This window comes from Streptomyces sp. NPDC088350 (genome assembly GCF_044753545.1).
Lineage (GTDB): Bacteria > Actinomycetota > Actinomycetes > Streptomycetales > Streptomycetaceae > Streptomyces.
Map to the genome: position 1 here is coordinate 494,512 of NZ_JBIVNL010000005.1, position 18,269 is coordinate 512,780.

The following is an 18,269-nucleotide window of genomic DNA, read 5'->3' on the forward strand; positions in this document are numbered from 1 at the left end:
ACACCGGGGAGCAGGTAGTCACACGTAGCGTGACTGTCGCTCTTCTCGTGATGGTGGCTCTCACGGCGCTTGGCCCTGGTGTGGGCAGGAGGATGTGCTGGCGGCGTGGTCTTGCGCCAAGGGCCGGGAGGGCTGCGAAGGCTGGTCGGGCAGGAGCAGGAGTGTGACGACTACGGCCCCGAGACCCAGGACGCCGGGTGGCCGCCGGCCTTGTCGTCTCCGCTGCCCACCATGCGGGGTCGACGCGTGTCAAAGTGGAGGCCGCACACGGGGGTGGGGCCATGGGGGCGCACAGAGCGCTGACGTTCAGCGATGCGTTGGTACTGCTCGGTGCCGAGCCGCCGCGGCTGGCGGCGCTCGACCGGGTACTTGGGGGCGCGCTCAACCTGGCTACCGGTGGACTCAGCGGCACAGTGGTGGGGATGGCGGATGCCAGGGGCCGCGTCCTCGGACTCGGCCGAGATGCGGTGCAGGGAATCGGCGCACGCCTCGGACGGGCGCACGGCCGCGCCGAGCGGACGGACGTGTTGCGCGCCGCGCACACAGTGATTGTCGTGGTGGCGTTCTTCGAAGCCATGCAGCAGCTTGACCTGCCGTTCGACCTGGACGAGGTGGAGCTGACGCGCGGCGAGCAACTTGCACTGGCTCAAGCCGATTCCGCGCCTCCGGCGCCGCAGGTCGTGGATCTCGTCGCGCTGCTTGTCGAGGCGGATTTTCCCTTCCCTGCCCCGGACGCCTCGTTCGAGGCGGTAGCGGCGGCCATGCTTGGGCGGTACGACGAGTACGCAGGCAGGTTCCTGCACTTCGTTCAAGGGCTGGCGGTATGGGAGCGTCTCGGCACGCACGACCAGTGGAATGCCCGGCAACTGCTCATCGAGGTCCTGCCTGAGCTGGCGCAGCGGCAATATAAGGGTTTGTATGTACAACTAGCCAGTCACGCCCCCGAGTTCGCGCTCTGGACGGCGCAACTGGAACACCAGGCAACCCGCGCCGAAGTTCATCGGGCACTAGATGGTGTCGAGACGCTCCTTGCCCGCACAGCCCAGGCGTTGCGCCCGCCGGTCGATGTAGCCGCCGCGCTCGCGCGCGCCCATCGTGCTGCGCTGACCCGTACCATCCTGGATGCCGAGTCCGCGCCGGACGGCATCCGTATCCCCACCCTTGAGGAGCTCTACCTAGACCCGGATTTCCGGGTGAGCGGCGTGTCCGGACCGAGCGGACCAGCGGACGAGTCGTGGTGGGAGCGTGTTCCCGTCAGGCGGGACCTGAACCGATATCTGGCCGGCGCGCTCACCTCCCCGCATCTGGCCGAGGCGCCGCTGCTGGTTCTCGGCCAGCCCGGCGCCGGCAAGTCCGCGCTGACCCGGGTGCTCGCCGCGCGCCTTCCAGCAGTGGGCTTCCTGCCGGTGCGGGTGCCGCTGCGGGATGTACGCGCGGAGGACGAACTCCAGGATCAGATCGAGCAGGCGATCCGTGCAGCCACCGGTGAGACCGCGAGCTGGCCGGAACTGGTGCGCGCGGCGGGTGGCAGCACTCCAGTATTGATCCTCGACGGCTTCGACGAGCTGCTGCAGACCACCGGCGTTCACCAGAACAACTTCCTGATCCGCGTCGCCCAGTTTCAGCGGCGGGAGGCCGAACAAGGTCGCCCTGTATTGGCCATAGTGACCAGTCGTACCGCCGTAGCCGACCGCGCCCGCTATCCCGAGGGCCTGGTGGCACTGCGCCTGGAGCCGTTTCGGGACGATCTGATCAAGCAATGGCTGACGGTGTGGAATGCAGCCAATGCGGTGGGCTTCTCCGCCCGCGGTCGCGCACCGCTGACCTGGCAGCACGTCGTGCGGCACGCGGAACTCGCTGCCCAGCCACTGCTGTTGACCATGCTGGCGCTGTACGACGCCACCGAGGGTGGTCTCCAGCGCGCCACTGGCGACGCCTTCGACGTGGCGGACCTCTATGAGCAACTGCTCACGTCGTTCGCCCGGCGCGAGGTGGGCAAGTCGACCCTCGACGCCGTGCCGGATGAGGAGACTGCCACTCGCGTCGAGCAGGAACTGCAACGCCTGTCTCTCGTGGCCTTCGCCCAGCTCAACCGGGGCCGCCAGTGGGTGTCGGCCGCGGAGCTTGAGGAAGACCTCACGGCGGTACTCGGGCGACAGCAGAGGCAGACCTCCGCCTTTCGTACTCCGCTGAGCGCAGCCGAGACGGCCCTCGGGCGCTTCTTCTTCGTTCAGCGTGCACAGTCGGTGCGCGACGGACAGGTGCTCGCCACCTACGAGTTCCTCCATGCAACGTTCGGCGAGTACCTGGCGATCCGGCTTGCGCTGCACGTGCTGGCGGACCTGCTCGCGCCTCGCCCCGCCCTCTCGCTCGGCGGCGCCCGCTTTGATGACGACCTCGCCTTCGCCCTCCTGTCGTACACCTCCCTGTCATCCCGTCAGATGCTGCGCTTCGCCCGCTCGCTGACCGGCCGGATGCCCATGGCCGAGCGCCGCCGGCTTGCGCGGCGCCTCATCCAGGTTCACGTCCAGCACACGACACGGACCGGCGACCAGCATCCGGCATACCGGCCCGCGCTCCTGCGTACCACGACGAGGCATGGTCTCTACGGCTCCAACCTTGCCCTGATGATCGTTCTGCTTGCGGGACGCTGCTCGGTGGCCGAATTGTTTCCGGACTCCGAGGACGCGGTAGGCAGCTGGCACCGGCATTGCCTGCTATGGCGCTCGGCAATGGAGGAGAGCCAGTGGACAGACTTCGCTCTGTCGCTCGATGTCCACCCGCACTGGGATGCGACCGGACGGGCCCTGAAGGTTTCACTGCGCACAGGAACGGACAGCGCCAGACCTCCCGAACCGCTCGATATGAACTGGCTCTACCGCTACCCCCAGGGGCATGGTGGTTTCGGCTGGTCACGATCCTACTGGGATGACATATGGCACAAGATGTCGCTTTCCGCCGGTACTAATGACTCCGTGGTCCGACATGCCATGGACCCGGTCTTCGAATGGCTCGGTCCTGCCGTAACAACCTTCGTCGCAGTGGATGGGGCTCCCGCCTCGTCGCTCGCCCATGACCTGCTACAACTGCTCCTCACCGACCGCGGTGGACCGGTCGACAGCCATCTCGGTGTCCTGCATGAGCGGGCCCTGCACGGAATACGATTGTTGCTCGACGCTCCTTCCCCACAACTGGTTCGCGCCGTTGACGTGCTGATCACGGCCTTCTCGCGCGACAAGCAACGACTCCCCGGGGGCGTGTTCGACGCCTTCCTGGACTTCCTGGGGGCAGACCTGATCCCTCTCGCCCTTGGCCGGCGGCTCGAAAGGCTGAGGCCACTTCCACCGTGGCTCGGCGCGGAGCTGATCCGGGTGTTGTGGCCGGACCGTACAAGGGAGCTCGGTCGTCTGCTGGCGCCGGAGCTCAGAGATGAGATAACTGAGCACCGAGCGAGACTTGACAGCTTCACGTATGAGTAGCCGTTGTCGTTCCGATCTTGAGGGGTGTGCGTCGAACGGGAGTCCCGATCGGGTGGTTGGCGTCGGCTGCGGCAATGAGAACAGGGCCTCTCGGTAGCCAGGAGACCCCGGTGGAGTTCAACTCGGCTGCACCGACGTGTGATTGTGTCGCTCACAGGATCTGAAACGCGGCCGATCACCTGGAACGTGTTCGGCGACATCCCTCGGAACGACGAAGGCTCAGCGCACGATCTGGCACCCGCCGACCGGCTGCCTGGCCGTGCCTGGAAGCAGGGCCCGACGCGCGCCCTGCGCAGCTGGAACGGCGTGCTGGAGGCGAAGGTGGGGAACTGCTTGACGGAGAGGAGTGCTTCCACCAGCCTGTCCGGTCCGCGGGCGCAGCCGGCCTTCCCGCCGGTGACGTTGAACGTCTTGCCCGCGGACGAGACCACCGGGGTGCGCTCCCGCATGCCGGGAACCGAGGCAAGCGAGTGGTGCCTCCGTCGTAACGGATTCCGGAGCGACGCAAGCGGCTGTCCGCGATCGCCCGCCGCAACTCGGCCGGGCCCGCTGCGGGCGGGTACTGGTTGTGCCCTTCTGCGAGGGCCCCTATGGCGTCGTCCAGGAGCGCGCGGGGGGGGTGCTCAGTCCGGGTGCCCCTGGCCCAGGGCGATCGCACCGTACCGCTCGGCGAGCTCGCGGGTCTGGGTGAAGACGGACGGGCGGAAGTTCTGGATGCGATCGGCCCCGCGCAGGCGCGGGCGCGTGGGCGGCAGGGCTGTGCCGACGGCGCTGTGGTGGCGCCCTTTCCTCGGGTGCAGGGAGTCAGGAGTCATGGACAGGGAGGGAGTGCGGGGGTGCCCGCTCACAGCCGCAGCAGGAGGGTGTCGGGGTCCTCCACGAGTGCGCCCAGTGCGGTGAGGAAGGCCGCGGCCTCGGCGCCATCACACACCCGGTGATCGAACGCGCAGGTGAGCTTCGCAGTGGGCCGTACAACGAGCCGGTCGCCGTCCACGACATGGGGGCGGGGACGGATGGACCCCACGCCGAGGATCGCCGCCTCAGGGTGGTTGACGACCGGCACGCCCTCGTCCAGGCCGAGTGCGCCGAAGTTGGAGACCGTGAAGGTGGAGCCGGTCAGCTCGCGGGGGGTGAGTGTGCCCACGCGCGCCCCGTCCGCCAGCCGCGCCACCTCCTGGGCGAGCCGCACGGTCGACAGGTCCTGGGCGTCGCGCACCACGGGCACGACCAGGCCGCGCGGTGTGGCCGTGCCGATGCCCAGGTGCACCGCGTCGTACGTACGCACCACGGGGCCGTCCTGGACGTACGTGGCGTTGAGCCTGGGGTGTTCGCGCAGAGTGAGCGTCAGGAGCCGCAGCAGGAGGGCGAAGGGCGTGGCAACGTTCTCGGCGTCCCGCGCGCGCAGCCTGTCTCGCAGGACGAGCAGGCGGGAGAAGTCGACGGTGAGGGAGCAGTGGGCGTCCGGGATCTCCCGGCGTGCACGCTCCATGTGTGCTGCCGTGCGTGCGCGGATGCCGCGCACGGGGATCGAACGGGTCCCGGAGTCGCTCCCGCCGTCCCCGCCAGTCCCCCTGGTGGGGGAAGCCGCCGCCGCGTGGACGTCCGTGCGGGTGATGGTGCCCTCCGGACCCGAGCCGGTGCCCAGCACGGCCAGGTCGACCCCGAGCCTGCGGGCGAGAAGCCGTACGGGCGGCTTGGCGCGGGGGCGCCCGGTGTCGGTCGGCACAGTGGACGGCGAACGGCGGGGAGCGGGGCGTCGGCGGACCGCGCGCCGGCCGGTGTCCGTCCCTGCCCCCGTGCCGTATCCGACGAGCACCGGTCCCGACTCAGCGCCGGTACGGTCGGCCCCGTCCGTGCCGACGGTCGTGTCCGGCCCGGCACTCGTGGCCGCGCCCGGGTCCGCAGCGACGCCCGGGCCCCTGCCGGCGCCCGGGGGCACCCCGCTGTCGATGAAGATCAGCGGTGTGCCCACCGGCAGGGTCTGTCCCGGCTCGCCGCGCCGTTCCACGACGGTCCCGGCGTACGGGGACGGGATTTCCACCTCGGCCTTGGCCGTCTCCAGGACGCACAGCGGCTGGTTGACGCCGACGGTGTCCCCCGGCACCACCAGCCATTCGACGATGGTCGCGTCGAGCAGCCCCTCCCCCAGGTCGGGCACGAGGAATTCGCGGATCGTGCGGTCCACGGCGTCAGTCATGGCTGTACCCGAAGGACCGGTCGATGCTGTCGAGCAACCGGTCGACGCCCGGAAGCCATGCCTTCTCCCATCGTGCGGGTGGATACGGTGTGTCGAATCCCGTGACCCGCAGCACGGGGGCCTCCAGGTCCCAGAACAGTTCCTCCTGCACCCTGGCCGCGATCTCCGCTCCCAGTCCCAGGGTGCGCGGGCCCTCGTGCAGTACGACGCAGCGCCCGGTGCGGGACACCGAGGCGGCGATCGTAGGGAAGTCGAGGGGGGCCAGGGAGCGCAGGTCGACCACTTCCAGCTCCCAGCCGTGTTCGCGCCGGGCGGTCTCCGCGGCGTCGAGCGCGGTACCGACGGTGCCGCCGTAGGCGACCACCGTGACGTCCGTACCGCTGCGGCGGACCCGTGCCTGCCCGAAGCGCGCCGCGGGCACTTCGGCCGTCGTGTCACCGCTCTGCCAGTAGCACCGCTTGGGCTCCAGGAAGATCACCGGGTCGTCACAGTCGATGGACTGCCGGAGCAGGGCATGGGCGTCCGCAGCCGTGGCGGGCGTCACCACCCGCAGCCCCGCCGTGTGCGCCCAGAACGTCTCGGTGGACTCCGAGTGGTGCTCCACCGCGCCGATGCCGCCGAAGGACGGGACGCGCAGCGTCACGGGCACCGAGAGCTGGCCGCGGGTGCGGTTGCGGTACTTGGCCAGGTGGCTGACGATCTGGTCCAGTGCGGGATAGGTGAACCCGTCGAACTGGATCTCGGGCACCGGACGCAGTCCCCGGATCGCCATGCCCAGGGCCACTCCGACGATCGCCGACTCAGCGAGCGGTGTGTCGAAGCAGCGCTGGGGGCCGAACCGCTCGGCGAGGCCCTCGGTCACCCGAAAGACTCCGCCCTGGCGAGCCACGTCCTGGCCGAAGACGACGACTCGCTCGTCCTCGGCCATGGCCTCGCGCAGCGCCGTGTTGATCGCTTCCACCATGGTCGCCGCCACGGCTCACTCCTTCCGGGACAGTTCGGCGAGCAGCTGTCCGGACTGCTCCAGCAGGTCCTTCGTCGGCTCGTGCAGTACGTGGGCGAACAACTCGGTGGGCGGCACGTCGGGAGCGTCGAACACGCCGTCCCGCAGCTCGGTGCACATCCGGGCCGCCCGGTCCCGTGCACGGTCCTCGACCTCCTCGTGCCACAGGCCCCGGTGGGTGAGGTAGCGCCGGTAGCGGGGCAGGGGGTCGAGCCGCTCCCAGTGGTCGACCTCGTCCTGTGTGCGGTACCGGGTCGGGTCGTCGGAGGTGGTGTGCGGAGCGAGCCGGTAGGTGACCGCCTCGATGAGGGTCGGTCCGCCGCCCGACCTGGCCCGAGCGGCGGCCTGTTCGGTCACCGCCCGGCAGGCGAGGACGTCGTTTCCGTCGACTCGTACCCCCGGCATGCCGTAACCGACAGCCTTGTGCGCGAGGGAGGGGGCCCGTGTCTGCTCGGCGAGGGGCACGGAAATCGCCCACTGGTTGTTCTGGATGTAGAACACGCACGGTGCCGCCTTCACGGCGGCGAAGTTCAGCGCCTCGTGCACGTCTCCCTCACTCGTCGCGCCGTCCCCGATGAAGGCGACGGTCAGGGAGTCCTCGCCGAGCCTGGGCGCCGCCATGGCCGCCCCGACGGCGTGCAGGGCGTGCGTACCGATGGGGATGGACATCGCCGCGCAGGCGTGCTCGGGAAAGCCCCAGCCGCCGTGCCAGGTACCGCGCCACACCGCACCGACCGCGGAGGCGGGAATCCCGCGCATCAGGAACAGGCCGAGCTCGCGGTACTGCGGGAAGAGCCAGTCGTCGCGGCGCAGGGCGGCGGCGCAGCCGACCTGGGCCGCTTCCTGTCCCCTGCACGAGGGGTACAGGGCCAGCTGTCCCTGCCGCTGGAGGTTGACGAACTCCGCGTCCACGGCGCGGGTGACGACCATCCACTCGTACAGTTCGGTCAGTTCCTCCGATGGCAGCGTGACGTCGAACTGCGGGTGGTCCACCGGCAGGCCCTCGGGGGTGATGAGGGCAACCGGCTGCGCATCGACGTCAGCCACCGGCCACAGCCTTCTGGCGCGGCCGGATGGTGACGGGAAGGGCACGGACTCCGTTGAGTGCCGGCGAGGAGACCGGTTCGACCGCGTCCCTGGTGGGGAGGGCCAGTTCGGCGTCGAAGCGGTCGAAGAACGCCGGGAGCGCGACGTCGAACGACGCGGCCGGCGGACCGTGATGCGCGGGGTCGCGCCCCGGCGCCACGCACGACATCGTCACCGGCTCCCACGACGCCTCGCCGGCGCGCACCCGTGCCGGCTCGTCGGGGTGGGCCATGAGGGCAAGGAGGGAGTTGGTGAGGGAACCGCTGGTGTGGTGCTCGACCGGCATGGAGGCGAGGTCGTCGCCGGGGTCGGCGGCTTTGCTCGCGGCCAGTTCGGCCATGAAGCGGTGGAGCGCCTCCTCGGTGGCGGTCACCTCCGTCGGCTGTTCGGTGGTGTCGAAGAGCGCGTGGCACAGGGAGTGCAGCGGGGCGTGCTCCTCGTCGGGCACGCCGAACAACTCGCATATCACCCCCATCGGCAGCGGGACGGCGAACGCCTCCTTGAGGCCGGTCGCCTCGTGCGCGGGCGAGGCCGCGATCCGGTCCAGCAGGTCGTCGACGATCCGCTGGATCCGCGGCCTCAGGGCCTCGACCTGGCGCGTAGGCCGGCCTGCGGGGACTTCACCGCGCTGCGGCGCTCCGCAGTTGCTGCTGTTCGTCGAGAAGCGCGGGTCCTCAGAAATCTGTTGGGCGACGGCGTGGCGGGTGACCGCCCGGACGGGCACACCGACCACACCGACCGGTACGACGGGTCCGGCCTCAGGCAACCGCTTGGCTTCCGCTCGGGCGTCGGCGACGAACGGGTCAAGGGCGAACAGCGGATGGGACAGATCCATGAGGTGCTCCTCCGAAGAGTGCGGAGACCGGTCCGGCCGCGGGCGGGCACGCGTATGCCCACTCGCGGGTCGGCCATCAGCGGTCATGGGGTGTCGTCAGCCCAGTGGGGGCCAGGTGAGAACCGCTTCGTTCTGGCTGGTGAGCTTGGACAGCGGCGTGAACCGAAAGTAGAGGTCGCGTGCCAGGGCGGGACCGAAGCCCTCCAGCTGCTCGGTCTCGCTCAGCGCACGGGCCGCGGCGACCAGTCCCTCCGTCCGCGGCCTGCGCTCGTCCTCGTAGCCGCGCAGCGCCGCGACCGGGTCCGCCGTCGCGCGCAGGTGCTGGGCGAGGACGACGGCGTCCTCGATGGCCAGCGCCGCCCCCTGGCCCAGGCTCACGAGCATCGGGTGGGCCGCGTCGCCGAGCAGGGTCGTGCGTCCGGTGCCCCACTGTTGGAGGAACGGGCGGTCCTGGGCGGTGAGGTGGACGATCGATTCCTCGGGGGTGGTACGGATCACCTCCCGCACCTCGTCGGCCCAGCCCGCGAAGAGGCCCGCGAGCCCCTCCTTGCCGCGCCGCAGGTGTCCGGAGGCGCCCGGGGGCACGTTCTTCGTCGCCCACCAGTAGGCGCGGCCGTGCCCGATGTCGGCAAGGCCGAAGCGCTGGCCCCTCCCCCAGTAGTGCGCCGCGTAGCCCTTGCTCAGCCGCGGGTGGGTGAAAGGCACCGTGGCCAGCCAGCACGCATAGTTGCCGGGCCGCGGTTCGTCGGCGCCCGCCACCTGCCTGCGGATCGCCGAGTTGAAGCCGTCCGCCCCGATCAGGACGTCGCCCGAGGCGGTCCTGCCGTCCTCGAAGGTGACCTCGACCCCGTCCTCGCCGCTGACGAACTCCGCTGCCGCGGCACCGAGTTCGATGACGCTCCCGTCCCCGAGGGCGTCCAGCAGCGTCTGCTGGAGATCGGCCCGGTGGACGGCGTAGTTCGACGCCCCCAGCCGGTCCGAGACTTCCCGGAACGGAAGCGCCCTGATCGGACGGCCCCGCCGGGTGAGGAACTTGAGCTCGTCGAACACCGCACCACGCTTCTCCAGGCCCGGGGCGATGTCGATGTCGATGCTGCGCAGCGCCAGGACCGCGTTGCACATCAGCGACACCGCCGTGGTGCCCGGCCGCAGCTCGGGAGCCCGCTCGAAGACCTGTACCTCGACGCCCACACGGCGCAGCGCCGCGGCGGCGGCGAGGCCTCCGACGCCCGCTCCGACGATGAGGGCCTTGCGCGGGGGGGTCTGCGTCATTTCCCACTCCTCTCCGACAGTCGTCGGCCCGGCCGGCCGGCCACCGCCTGTGCCACCTTTTCGGCAACGACGTTCACGTGCGGTTCGTCCAGGAGCACCAGGTGGTCACCGGGGACGTCGACCACCTGGAGCCGGCCCGTGGTCAGGTCGCCCCAGCCGTTGGTGGGGTCCGCATGCAGGCTCTGTGCTGCTCCGTGCATCGGCCGGAGGATCTCCGGCAGCTCCGAGGTCGCGCGCAGCAGCACCACGTCCTGGTCGCCCGGTTCGGGCTGGTAGGTGAGGATCGCCCGCCAGTGCGCCTTGAACATCTGGAACAGGCGCCGCACGGTGGTGCGCGAGCTGCCGGCGGGCAGGACGCCTGCCTGCGTGGCGTGTCCGACGATGAAGTCGAACTTCGCCTCCTCCTCCAGACCGTCCGGCAGCGAGACCACCGGTGCGGTGCCACCGCGCTCCATCCACAGCAGCTCCCAGAAGAACCACTCCAGCAGCGAGTGGTCGGCGATGTCGGGCCGCTCCCCCTGTTTGACAGCGATCGGGTCGATCAGCACGGTGCCGTGCAGGGCGCCCGGGTCACTGCGGCGCAGCTGGCGCGCCATCTCGAAGGCGATGAAGCCGCCGAAGGACCATCCTCCGATCACGTACGGCCCTTCGGGACACGCGCGCCGCACGGCCTCCAGGTAGCCCGCCGCCATCTCCGGGATCGAGCTGAGCGGCTCCGTGCCCGGCACGGTCCCCCACGCCTGAAGCGCGTAGACCGGCTGGTCCTGCGGTAGGTGACGGGCGAGGCGTACGTAGCACAGCACGTGGCCGCCCAGCGGATGAACCAGGATCAGCGGCGGCTTGTCCCCCTCGGTGCGGATCGGCACGACCGGGTCGAACCGGGCCGCCGCGTCGCCGCCCCGCAGGCGTTGGGCCAGCCCGGCGACGGTCGGGGCGGCGACGAACGCCGAGAGCGGAACGCTGACGCCGTAGCGCTTCTCGATCGTCATCACCAGCCGCATCGCGGTCAGTGAGGTGCCCCCGATGTCGAAGAAGTTGTCCCGCACGCCCACCGCGGGCAGTTCCAGCAGTTCCGCCAGGATGCCCACGAGCACCCTCTCGTGCTCGTCGGCCGGTTCGGGGGCGTCCGACGACGGCGCGGCCAGCGGCATGCGGCGCAGCAGCGCGTCGTCCCGCTTGCCGCTGGGCGTCAGGGGCAGGCTCGCCAGCCACTCCAGGTGCGAGGGCATCATGTAGTCCGGCAGCACCGCCCGCAACCGGCCGCGCACCTCGTCCAGGTCCACGGCCTCGGGGTCGCCGACGAGGAACGCCGCGAGGAACGCGTCACCGCCCTCCCGGCGCCGCGACACCACCGCCGCCTCGCGGATACCGGGCGTGGACTGCTCCTCGGCGAGCTTGGCGATGGCCAGTTCGACCTCGGCCGGCTCGACGCGGAAGCCACGCACCTTCACCTGGGAGTCGGCGCGGCCCAGCCATGCGAGGTTGCCGTCGGGCATGACCCTGGCGAGGTCGCCCGTGCGGTAGAGGCGGGCGCCCGGCTCTCCGGACGGGTGCGGTACGAACCGCTGCTCGGTCAGGTCGGGCCGGTTGCGGTAGCCGTGGGCCAGGCACACCCCGCCGACGTAGATCTCTCCCTTGGCGCCCGCCGGGACCGGCCGCATGAGGCCGTCGAGCAGGTGCAGCTCGATGCCGTCCACGGGGACGCCGACGGGCGGCAGGTCGGGGAAGCGGGCCGGGTCACCGGTCATGGTGTGGTGGGTCAGCAGGTGGGTCTCGGTCGGCCCGTACTGGTTCTCCAGTACGGTGTCCGGCCGCGCGGCACAGAACTGGCGGATCTCGTCGGTGATCCTCAGCTGCTCACCGGAGGAGATGACCACCCGCAGGGCACCCGGGCGGATGCCCAGCGCCTGGGACGTCTCCGCGAGCTGCTGGAGCGCCACGTAGGGCATGAAGACGCGCTCCACCTCCTCGCGCTCCAGGAGCCGCAGCAGGGCCGGCATGTCCCGCCGCTCGTCCTCGGCGAGCAGTTGCAGGGTGCCGCCGCCGCACAGCGTGGAGAAGATCTCCTGGAACGCCACGTCGAAGCTCAGGGGTGCGAACTGAAGGGTCTTGCCGCCCGCCGCGCCGCTGGCCGAGGGCACCTGCCACCGCATGTAGTTGGCGAGCACCCGGTGCGGGAGTTCGACGCCCTTGGGCTCGCCGCTGGACCCGGAGGTGAACAGCAGGTAGGCGACGGTCTCACCGGTGATCTCCGGCAGTTCCGCGACACCTGCCGGGTCGGGTTCCCTCCCCAGCAGCTCATCCACGTACAGCAGTCGGGAGGGGTCGTCGAAGAGCGGTACGTGCGTCTCGTGGGTGACGATCCACAGCGGGTCGGCCTGGGCGATCATCGCCGCGAGCCTGGCACGCGGGTAGCCGGCGTCGAGGGGGACGCAGGTGGCTCCGGCCTTCCCGACCCCCAGTACGGTGGCCAGTGTCTCGGGCGAACGGTCCATGGCGATGCCGATGGCGGTGCCGGTGCGCACTCCGGCTTCGATCAGGGCGTGGGCCATCCGGTTCGCGGCGGCGTCGAGCTGGGCGTACGTCCAGCGGCGCGTGCCGCAGCTGACAGCCACCGCCTCGGGCGTGCGGGCGACGTGCTCGCCGATCAGACGGATGACGTGCGCGGGCGCGTCGGCCCCGCTGCCCGCGCCGGGGACGGTCCGCGGCGCGGCCTGCGCAGGCCCGTCGCTCAGGAAGGTGAAGTCCACGTCCTCTTCGGGGTGCTCGATGATCCGCTGGAGGACGGCCGCGTACGTCTGTCCGATGCTCTCCACCTGGGAGCGCGAGAACGTGCGTCCGTCGCAGTCGATCCGCAGCCACAGGCGTTCGTCCACCGGGTCGACCACGGCGTTGACCAGGAGCTTGAAGTTCGTCTCCTCCCAGGTCCTGAAGTCGGTCAGCTTCATGCCGGTGCCCTCGAACAGCGAGGTGAGCACGTGCGGATGGACGTAGTTGAAGGCGGTGTCGAAGACGGTGTTCCCGCCGCGGTCCTCCTGGATCGCGCTCAGCGGATAGCGGCGGTGGGGATGGCCGGCCCGCTCCTGTTCGTACACCTCGCGCGCCGAGTCCAGCCAGGAACGCGACTGAACGTTCAGCCGCAGCGGCAACGTCTCCAGGAACAGTCCGGTGATCCGTTCGGCGTCGGCCTGCTCCGGCCGTCCGCCGGTGACAAGCCCGGTCGTGATGTCGTGCGTGTCGGAGAACAGCCGCAGCGTCAGGCAGTGCGCCGCGAGCAGCAGGGACTTGACCGGCAGGTTGTGGGTGCGTGCCAGACGGCCCACCCGGTCGGCCAGGCCGTCCGGAAGCTCCAGCCGGTGCACGATGAGCCCCGTGTCGCCCACGGGCTCGTACGGCCTGAGACCGTCGATCTGGGCCAGTTCGGCACCATCGAGCAGCCGCTGCCAGTACCGCTTGCTCTCCTTGGAGGCCAGGGCCCTGCGCTCCTCGCGCACGTACAGGGCCGGCGAGGGCAGTGCCTGCGCCGGGACGGCGGCGACGGGCTGCCCGGCGTGGTGGAGGAAGTCCTGGAGCAGTTCGCGCACCAGCGTGGCCACGCTCCAGCCGTCCAGGATCGCGTGGTGGAAGCTGAACACCAGCTCCAGGGAGTCGCGCAGGACGTGCATGCGGAACAGGTACAGCGGCGGCCGGTCCAGACGGTACTCGTGGTACCGCCGTTCCTGGACGTGCCGGTCCAGCTCGTCCTGCGCCTCCTGCTCGCCCAGACCGCGCAGGTCCGCGATCTGCAGCCCGCCGTCGGCCTCCCGGTACACGAGCTGGAGCGGCTCGGAGTAGCCGCCGAGGTCGAAGGCGGAGCGCAGCACCGGGTGCCGCCGGACCAGCCCGTCGAAGGCGCGACGCAGCGCCTGCTCGTCCCACGGCGACTTCAGCGAGTAGCGGAAGACGTCGTGGTAGACGGCCGACCTCTCGTGCTCCCCGCTGTGGTACAGCAGGCCCAGGTGCAGCCTGGTGGCCGGGTAGGCGTCCTCAAGGCCGGTCAGCCGTGCCCGGTCGACTCCCGGGACCAGGGCGAACGGTTCCAGCGGTGTGTCCGTCCCGTCCTGCGACACGGTCGTCGCGACCGCGGCGAGCGCGGCGACCGTGGGGTTGCGGACCATGTCGGCCAGGGTGAAGTGGACGCCCGCACGCCGTGCCTCCGCCTGGATGCGGAGCATCTGGATCGAGTCTCCGCCCAGGGCGTAGTAGTCCTGGTCGGTCCCGATCGTGTCGGTCCCCAGGACGGCCGCCCAGGCCGCCGCCACCTCGACCTCGATCTCGGTGGACGGCGCCCGCGACCCGGCGCCCGTCTCCACCGCGGGGGCGGGCAGCTGCCGCCGGTCGGCCTTGCCGTTCGCCGTGAGCGGTATCCGGTCGATCCGCACGAAGTACGCGGGGATCATGAACTGCGGCAGCGTTTCGAGGAGTTGGGCGCGCAGCCGGGCCGCCCCCACTTCTTCGTCGGCCACGTAGTAGCCCACCAGGTGGACGCCGCGGCCCGGCTCGGTCCGGTCCACGACGAGGGCGTCCCGGACGCCCGGACAGTCCGCCAGGCGATTGCGCACCTCGCCCGGTTCGACCCGGTTGCCGCGGATCTTGACCTGGTCGTCAAGGCGCCCCAGGTACTCCAAGGTGCCGTCCGACAGCCAGCGCGCCCGGTCCCCGGTCCGGTACATGCGCCCGCCCGGCGTGAACGGGTCCGCCACGAACACGGCGGCGTCCAGCTCGGGCCGGTCCAGGTAGCCGCGCGCCACGCCGACGCCCGCGATGCACAGCTCGCCGGCCACACCCGCGGGCTGGAGGTGCCCGTGCGCGCCGACCACGTACAGCCGGATGTTGTCGATCGGCCGCCCGATCGGCACCCGGCCCGCTTCGCCGTCCGTGCCGCCGGGGCATTCGTAGGAGGTGACGTCGACCGTGGCCTCGGTCGGGCCGTAGAGGTTGACCAGCCGGGGAGCCGCGGCGCCGGCGCCGGCGAACACCTGGTTGAACCGCGCCACATGAGCGGGCGTCAACGCTTCTCCGCTGCAGAACACCTGGCGCAGGGAGGCCGCGTCCGCCACCCGGGCCGGGTTCTCCTCGATCCGGTCGAGGAACGGGCCGAGCATCGACGGCACGAAGTGGGCCACGGTCACGCGGTGCGCCCGCACCGTACCGAGGATGGCTTCGGGGTCGCGTTCCCCCCGGGGCGGCAGCAGCGCCAGGCCGGCCCCGGTGATCGCCCACCAGAACAGCTCCCACACCGAGACGTCGAAGGTGGCCGGCGTCTTCTGCAGCAGGACGTCCTCCTCGCCGACCGGGTAGCAGCGCTGCATCCACTCCAGCCGGTTCACCACGGAGCGGTGCTCGACCTGCACGCCCTTGGGCCGTCCGGTGGACCCGGAGGTGTAGATGACGTACGCGAGGTCGTGCGGCCCGCCCAGAGCGACGGGTCCGGCGGTTGCGGCGGACGCGGTCGCCTCCAGGCGCCGTACGGACACGGCGTCGCCCACCGGGGCGGCGGGCACGGTGCTGCCCAGCAGCACCGCGGCGACCCCGCTGTCGGCCAGCACGAACCGGACGCGCTCCTCGGGATGGTCCGGATCGACCGGGACGTACGCGGCGCCTGCCTTGAGGACGCCCAGCACCGCGGCGACGAGCTGCGGGCCGCGTTCGGCCAGCACGGCGACCCGGTCGCCCGTGCGCACGCCGTCCTCGCGCAACTGGTGCGCGATGTGGTTGGCCCACCCGTCGAGGCGGGCGAAGGTCAGCGACTGGGCGGGGTCGTCGATGACGACGGCCAGCCGGTCGGGAGTCCTTGCCGCCTGCCGCTCGAAGAGCGCGTGGACGGTCATGTCCTCGCTGAACGCTTTCACCGGGCCGGTGCCCGTCGCGATCAGGGCGGCACGTTCGGCTTCGCCGACCATGGGGATCTGCGACAGCGTCAGGGCCGCCCCCGCGAGAGCGCCCTTGAGGATCGCCTCGATGTGGCCGGCCACCGACTCCACGGGGAAGTCGGCGTCGAACACGTCGAGGGCGTAGTCCATGTCGACCAGGACGTCACCGACGTCGTCCAGTTCGTTGACGACCACTGCCAGCACGTCGTCGTCGTGGGCACGCGCCTGTACGACGGTCTCGTACTCCACGCCCTGGACCGCGAGTGGACTGGGCCAGCGCAGATAGGCGACGGTGGTGTCGAACAGCCGCTTGGGGCCGCTCTCCTGGAGCGGTACGCAGCGCAGCAGGTCGCCCAGGGAGAAGCGCTCGTGGGGCTTGAGCTCCCGGGTCGATGCCTGCACCTCGGCGACGAGCTCGCTCATCGTACGGTCCTCGCCGGCTGTCACCCGCAGCGGCAGGGTGTTCGCGAAGTGGCCTACGGTCTGCTTCTGCGAAGCGGTGGGCCGGTTCAGCAGCGGTACGCCCAGGACGACTTCGTCGCTGCCGTGCACCCGCGACAGGTAGACGGCGAAGGCGCCCGCGACGAACGCGAAGACCGAATGGCCGCGTTCACGGATGCTCTCGATGACACCGCGTTCGATCATGAAGCTGTGGCGGGCGCTGCTGCGGGAGCCGGCCGGGGCCGAGCGGCGGAAGAGGGCCGGGGAGACACCCCGCAACTGCTCCTGGAAATAGGCCCGGTCATCCGCGTAGTCGTCCGAGGCACGGTAGCGGCGCTCGTCCTCTGTGAATTCCAGGTACGACGGCACGGACGGCTCTTCGAACCGCCCGGTCCTTCGTATCCGGTCATATTCGGCGCGGACTTGGGACATGAAGAGGTTCAGGCCCCAGGCGTCCGCGACGATGTGGTGCACCTTGACGTAGGAATGAAAGACTCCCTCGCCCTCCTTGAGGACCGCGAGCGTAAACAGCCGGCTGCGTTCCACCTCGAAAGGAACGTCGAACGCGTCTTTGATCCACGCCTCGCAGGAATCCCGCGGCGATGGAGCATCGGAAAGGTCGATCGTCGGGATGTCGTAAGCCTCATCCTCGGTCCACTGACGCGGAGTTCCCTCCTCCGGGTCGATACGGATCCGGAACGCATCGTTGCGGTCGACCGCACGGCGCAGGCACGCCTTGAGGAGGTCGACGTCCACGTCGCCGGTGAACCGGTCGGTGATGAAGCAGTTGAACTGTGGGAGATCTGGAAAGATAGAGTTCGCAGCCCAAATATCCTGCTGGTAGGCCGTGAGGGAGTTACGCTCCCGTCGATTCACGATCGCTCCATTTTCCTCGGCTCTTGCCTTCATTTCCTGAGCTGTTCGGCTGTCTTCTCCGCAGCGATGGTGCTGTCGTGGTACCAGGGGTTTCCTGCAGCCTCGGATATGAGGTTGCGTGACTTCGTCTCCCGCGCCTTGCCCAGATCGAGAGTGAGGTACTGGACGAACTCCAGAGCGGTGAAGTACTGCCGGATGAAAGTAGACTGGCCGAGTTCGATCTCGGTGACGGTGACCTTTGCGTTCTGCGGGATCGGTGCAGTCAGCAACGACACCAGATTTTCCCGCTTGGCCCGGGTGTATTCGTCCTCTTCCGGGTCAGCGAAGACGAGGATGCTGTGCCTGCGCTCAGGGTCGGTGAGCGTAGCCACCTCGCTGTGGCAGAACTCGTGGAAATAGTTGCGCGTCGCCGGCACCATGGCGATTTCGTTGAAGTGCATCTTGGCCAACTTCAGCAGGCTCTCGTGCCACTTGGGCGAACCGAGCATGATGACGTTGGCGTTCGCGCTGCGCGCGGCGGCGTCCGCGGCCAGGGCACGCAACTCCGGGGTGAAGTCGGTCCGCAGGTCCTCGGCCAGGGCACGGACCTCGGGCCCGTAGTCCTTGTCCAGCAGACCGAGCTGCAGGAACATGTCGACCAGGATCGAGAAGTACTGACCCACATGGAACAGCGGGTACTCACGGTCCGGCTTGCTCAGCGTCCAGCGCGCGATGGACACGCCGTGCTCCTCGCCCAGCTCGCCGAGCCGGCCGCCCGAGGTGAGCAGCAGCACCCGGTCGTGCATGGGGCGCAGCGCGTGGAAGGCACGGACCGGCTCGTTGGAGTGGCCGCTGTACGAACTCAGGATGATGAGCGTGCGCTCGTCCTCGATCACCGCGCGCGGAACAAGGTACTCGAAGTCGTAGTCGTTGAAGACATATACTTCGAGGTCGCTGCGGATCGAGTTGAAGAACACCTTTATTACGTCCGACACGATGGCCGAGCAGCCCATTCCGCTGAAGACGATGCGCGTGAAGTGACCGTCCTTCAGCCTCTTCAGGAGGTCGGAAGAGATGCCAGATATGTCATACTCGTCGAACTTGGTGAACCCTGTGCGGTACTCCTGCTCCAGGAACTCCTGGTAGCGCTCAAGGCGTGATCGCATGAGTATTCCTCTTCCTGGGAAGT

General features: G+C 69.9%; 9 protein-coding genes. 1 reads left to right on the forward strand and 8 read right to left on the reverse strand.

Annotated features, from left to right (window positions below):
- The first annotated feature begins 281 nt into the window (after window positions 1–281).
- A complete protein-coding gene (locus ACIQBL_RS20105) occupies window positions 282–3,479 on the forward strand; it encodes an NACHT domain-containing protein (protein WP_401943574.1) in 3,198 nt (1,065 codons plus the stop codon).
- Between the two features lie 623 nt (window positions 3,480–4,102).
- On the opposite strand, the gene ACIQBL_RS20110 is transcribed toward ACIQBL_RS20105, so the two are convergent.
- From ACIQBL_RS20110 to ACIQBL_RS20145, 8 genes are all read right to left on the reverse strand, one after another.
- The gene (locus ACIQBL_RS20110; RefSeq protein WP_401943576.1) at window positions 4,103–4,294 is read right to left on the reverse strand and encodes a hypothetical protein; all 192 of its coding nucleotides are present in this window, start codon (window positions 4,292–4,294) and stop codon (window positions 4,103–4,105) included.
- 29 nt (window positions 4,295–4,323) lie between these two features.
- Window positions 4,324–5,676, reverse strand: a complete 1,353-nt coding sequence (locus tag ACIQBL_RS20115; protein WP_401943577.1) for a dihydrolipoamide acetyltransferase family protein — start codon at window positions 5,674–5,676, stop codon at window positions 4,324–4,326.
- Window positions 5,669–6,652, reverse strand: coding sequence for an alpha-ketoacid dehydrogenase subunit beta (locus ACIQBL_RS20120; protein WP_401943579.1), 984 nt, complete (start codon window positions 6,650–6,652; stop codon window positions 5,669–5,671). The genes ACIQBL_RS20115 and ACIQBL_RS20120 overlap by 8 nt, the downstream gene beginning before the upstream one ends.
- Before the next feature lie 3 nt (window positions 6,653–6,655).
- Window positions 6,656–7,726 (reverse strand): pyruvate dehydrogenase (acetyl-transferring) E1 component subunit alpha, encoded by a 1,071-nt coding sequence (gene pdhA / locus ACIQBL_RS20125; protein ID WP_401943582.1) that lies wholly within the window; start codon window positions 7,724–7,726, stop codon window positions 6,656–6,658.
- On the reverse strand, window positions 7,719–8,600 hold the full coding sequence (locus ACIQBL_RS20130; RefSeq protein ID WP_401943585.1) for a hypothetical protein: 882 nt from the start codon (window positions 8,598–8,600) through the stop codon (window positions 7,719–7,721). The genes pdhA and ACIQBL_RS20130 overlap by 8 nt, the downstream gene beginning before the upstream one ends.
- A 96-nt stretch (window positions 8,601–8,696) precedes the next feature.
- Window positions 8,697–9,872: an FAD-dependent monooxygenase gene (locus ACIQBL_RS20135; RefSeq protein ID WP_401943588.1), complete on the reverse strand. Its 1,176-nt coding sequence runs from the start codon at window positions 9,870–9,872 to the stop codon at window positions 8,697–8,699.
- Window positions 9,869–17,134, reverse strand: coding sequence for an amino acid adenylation domain-containing protein (locus ACIQBL_RS20140; RefSeq protein WP_401943591.1), 7,266 nt, complete (start codon window positions 17,132–17,134; stop codon window positions 9,869–9,871). Before ACIQBL_RS20140 ends, ACIQBL_RS20135 begins: the two co-directional genes overlap by 4 nt.
- Entirely contained in the window at window positions 17,131–18,246 is a 1,116-nt protein-coding gene (locus tag ACIQBL_RS20145; RefSeq protein ID WP_401943594.1) for an SIS domain-containing protein, read from the reverse strand. The genes ACIQBL_RS20140 and ACIQBL_RS20145 overlap by 4 nt, the downstream gene beginning before the upstream one ends.
- Window positions 18,247–18,269: the final 23 nt, after the last annotated feature.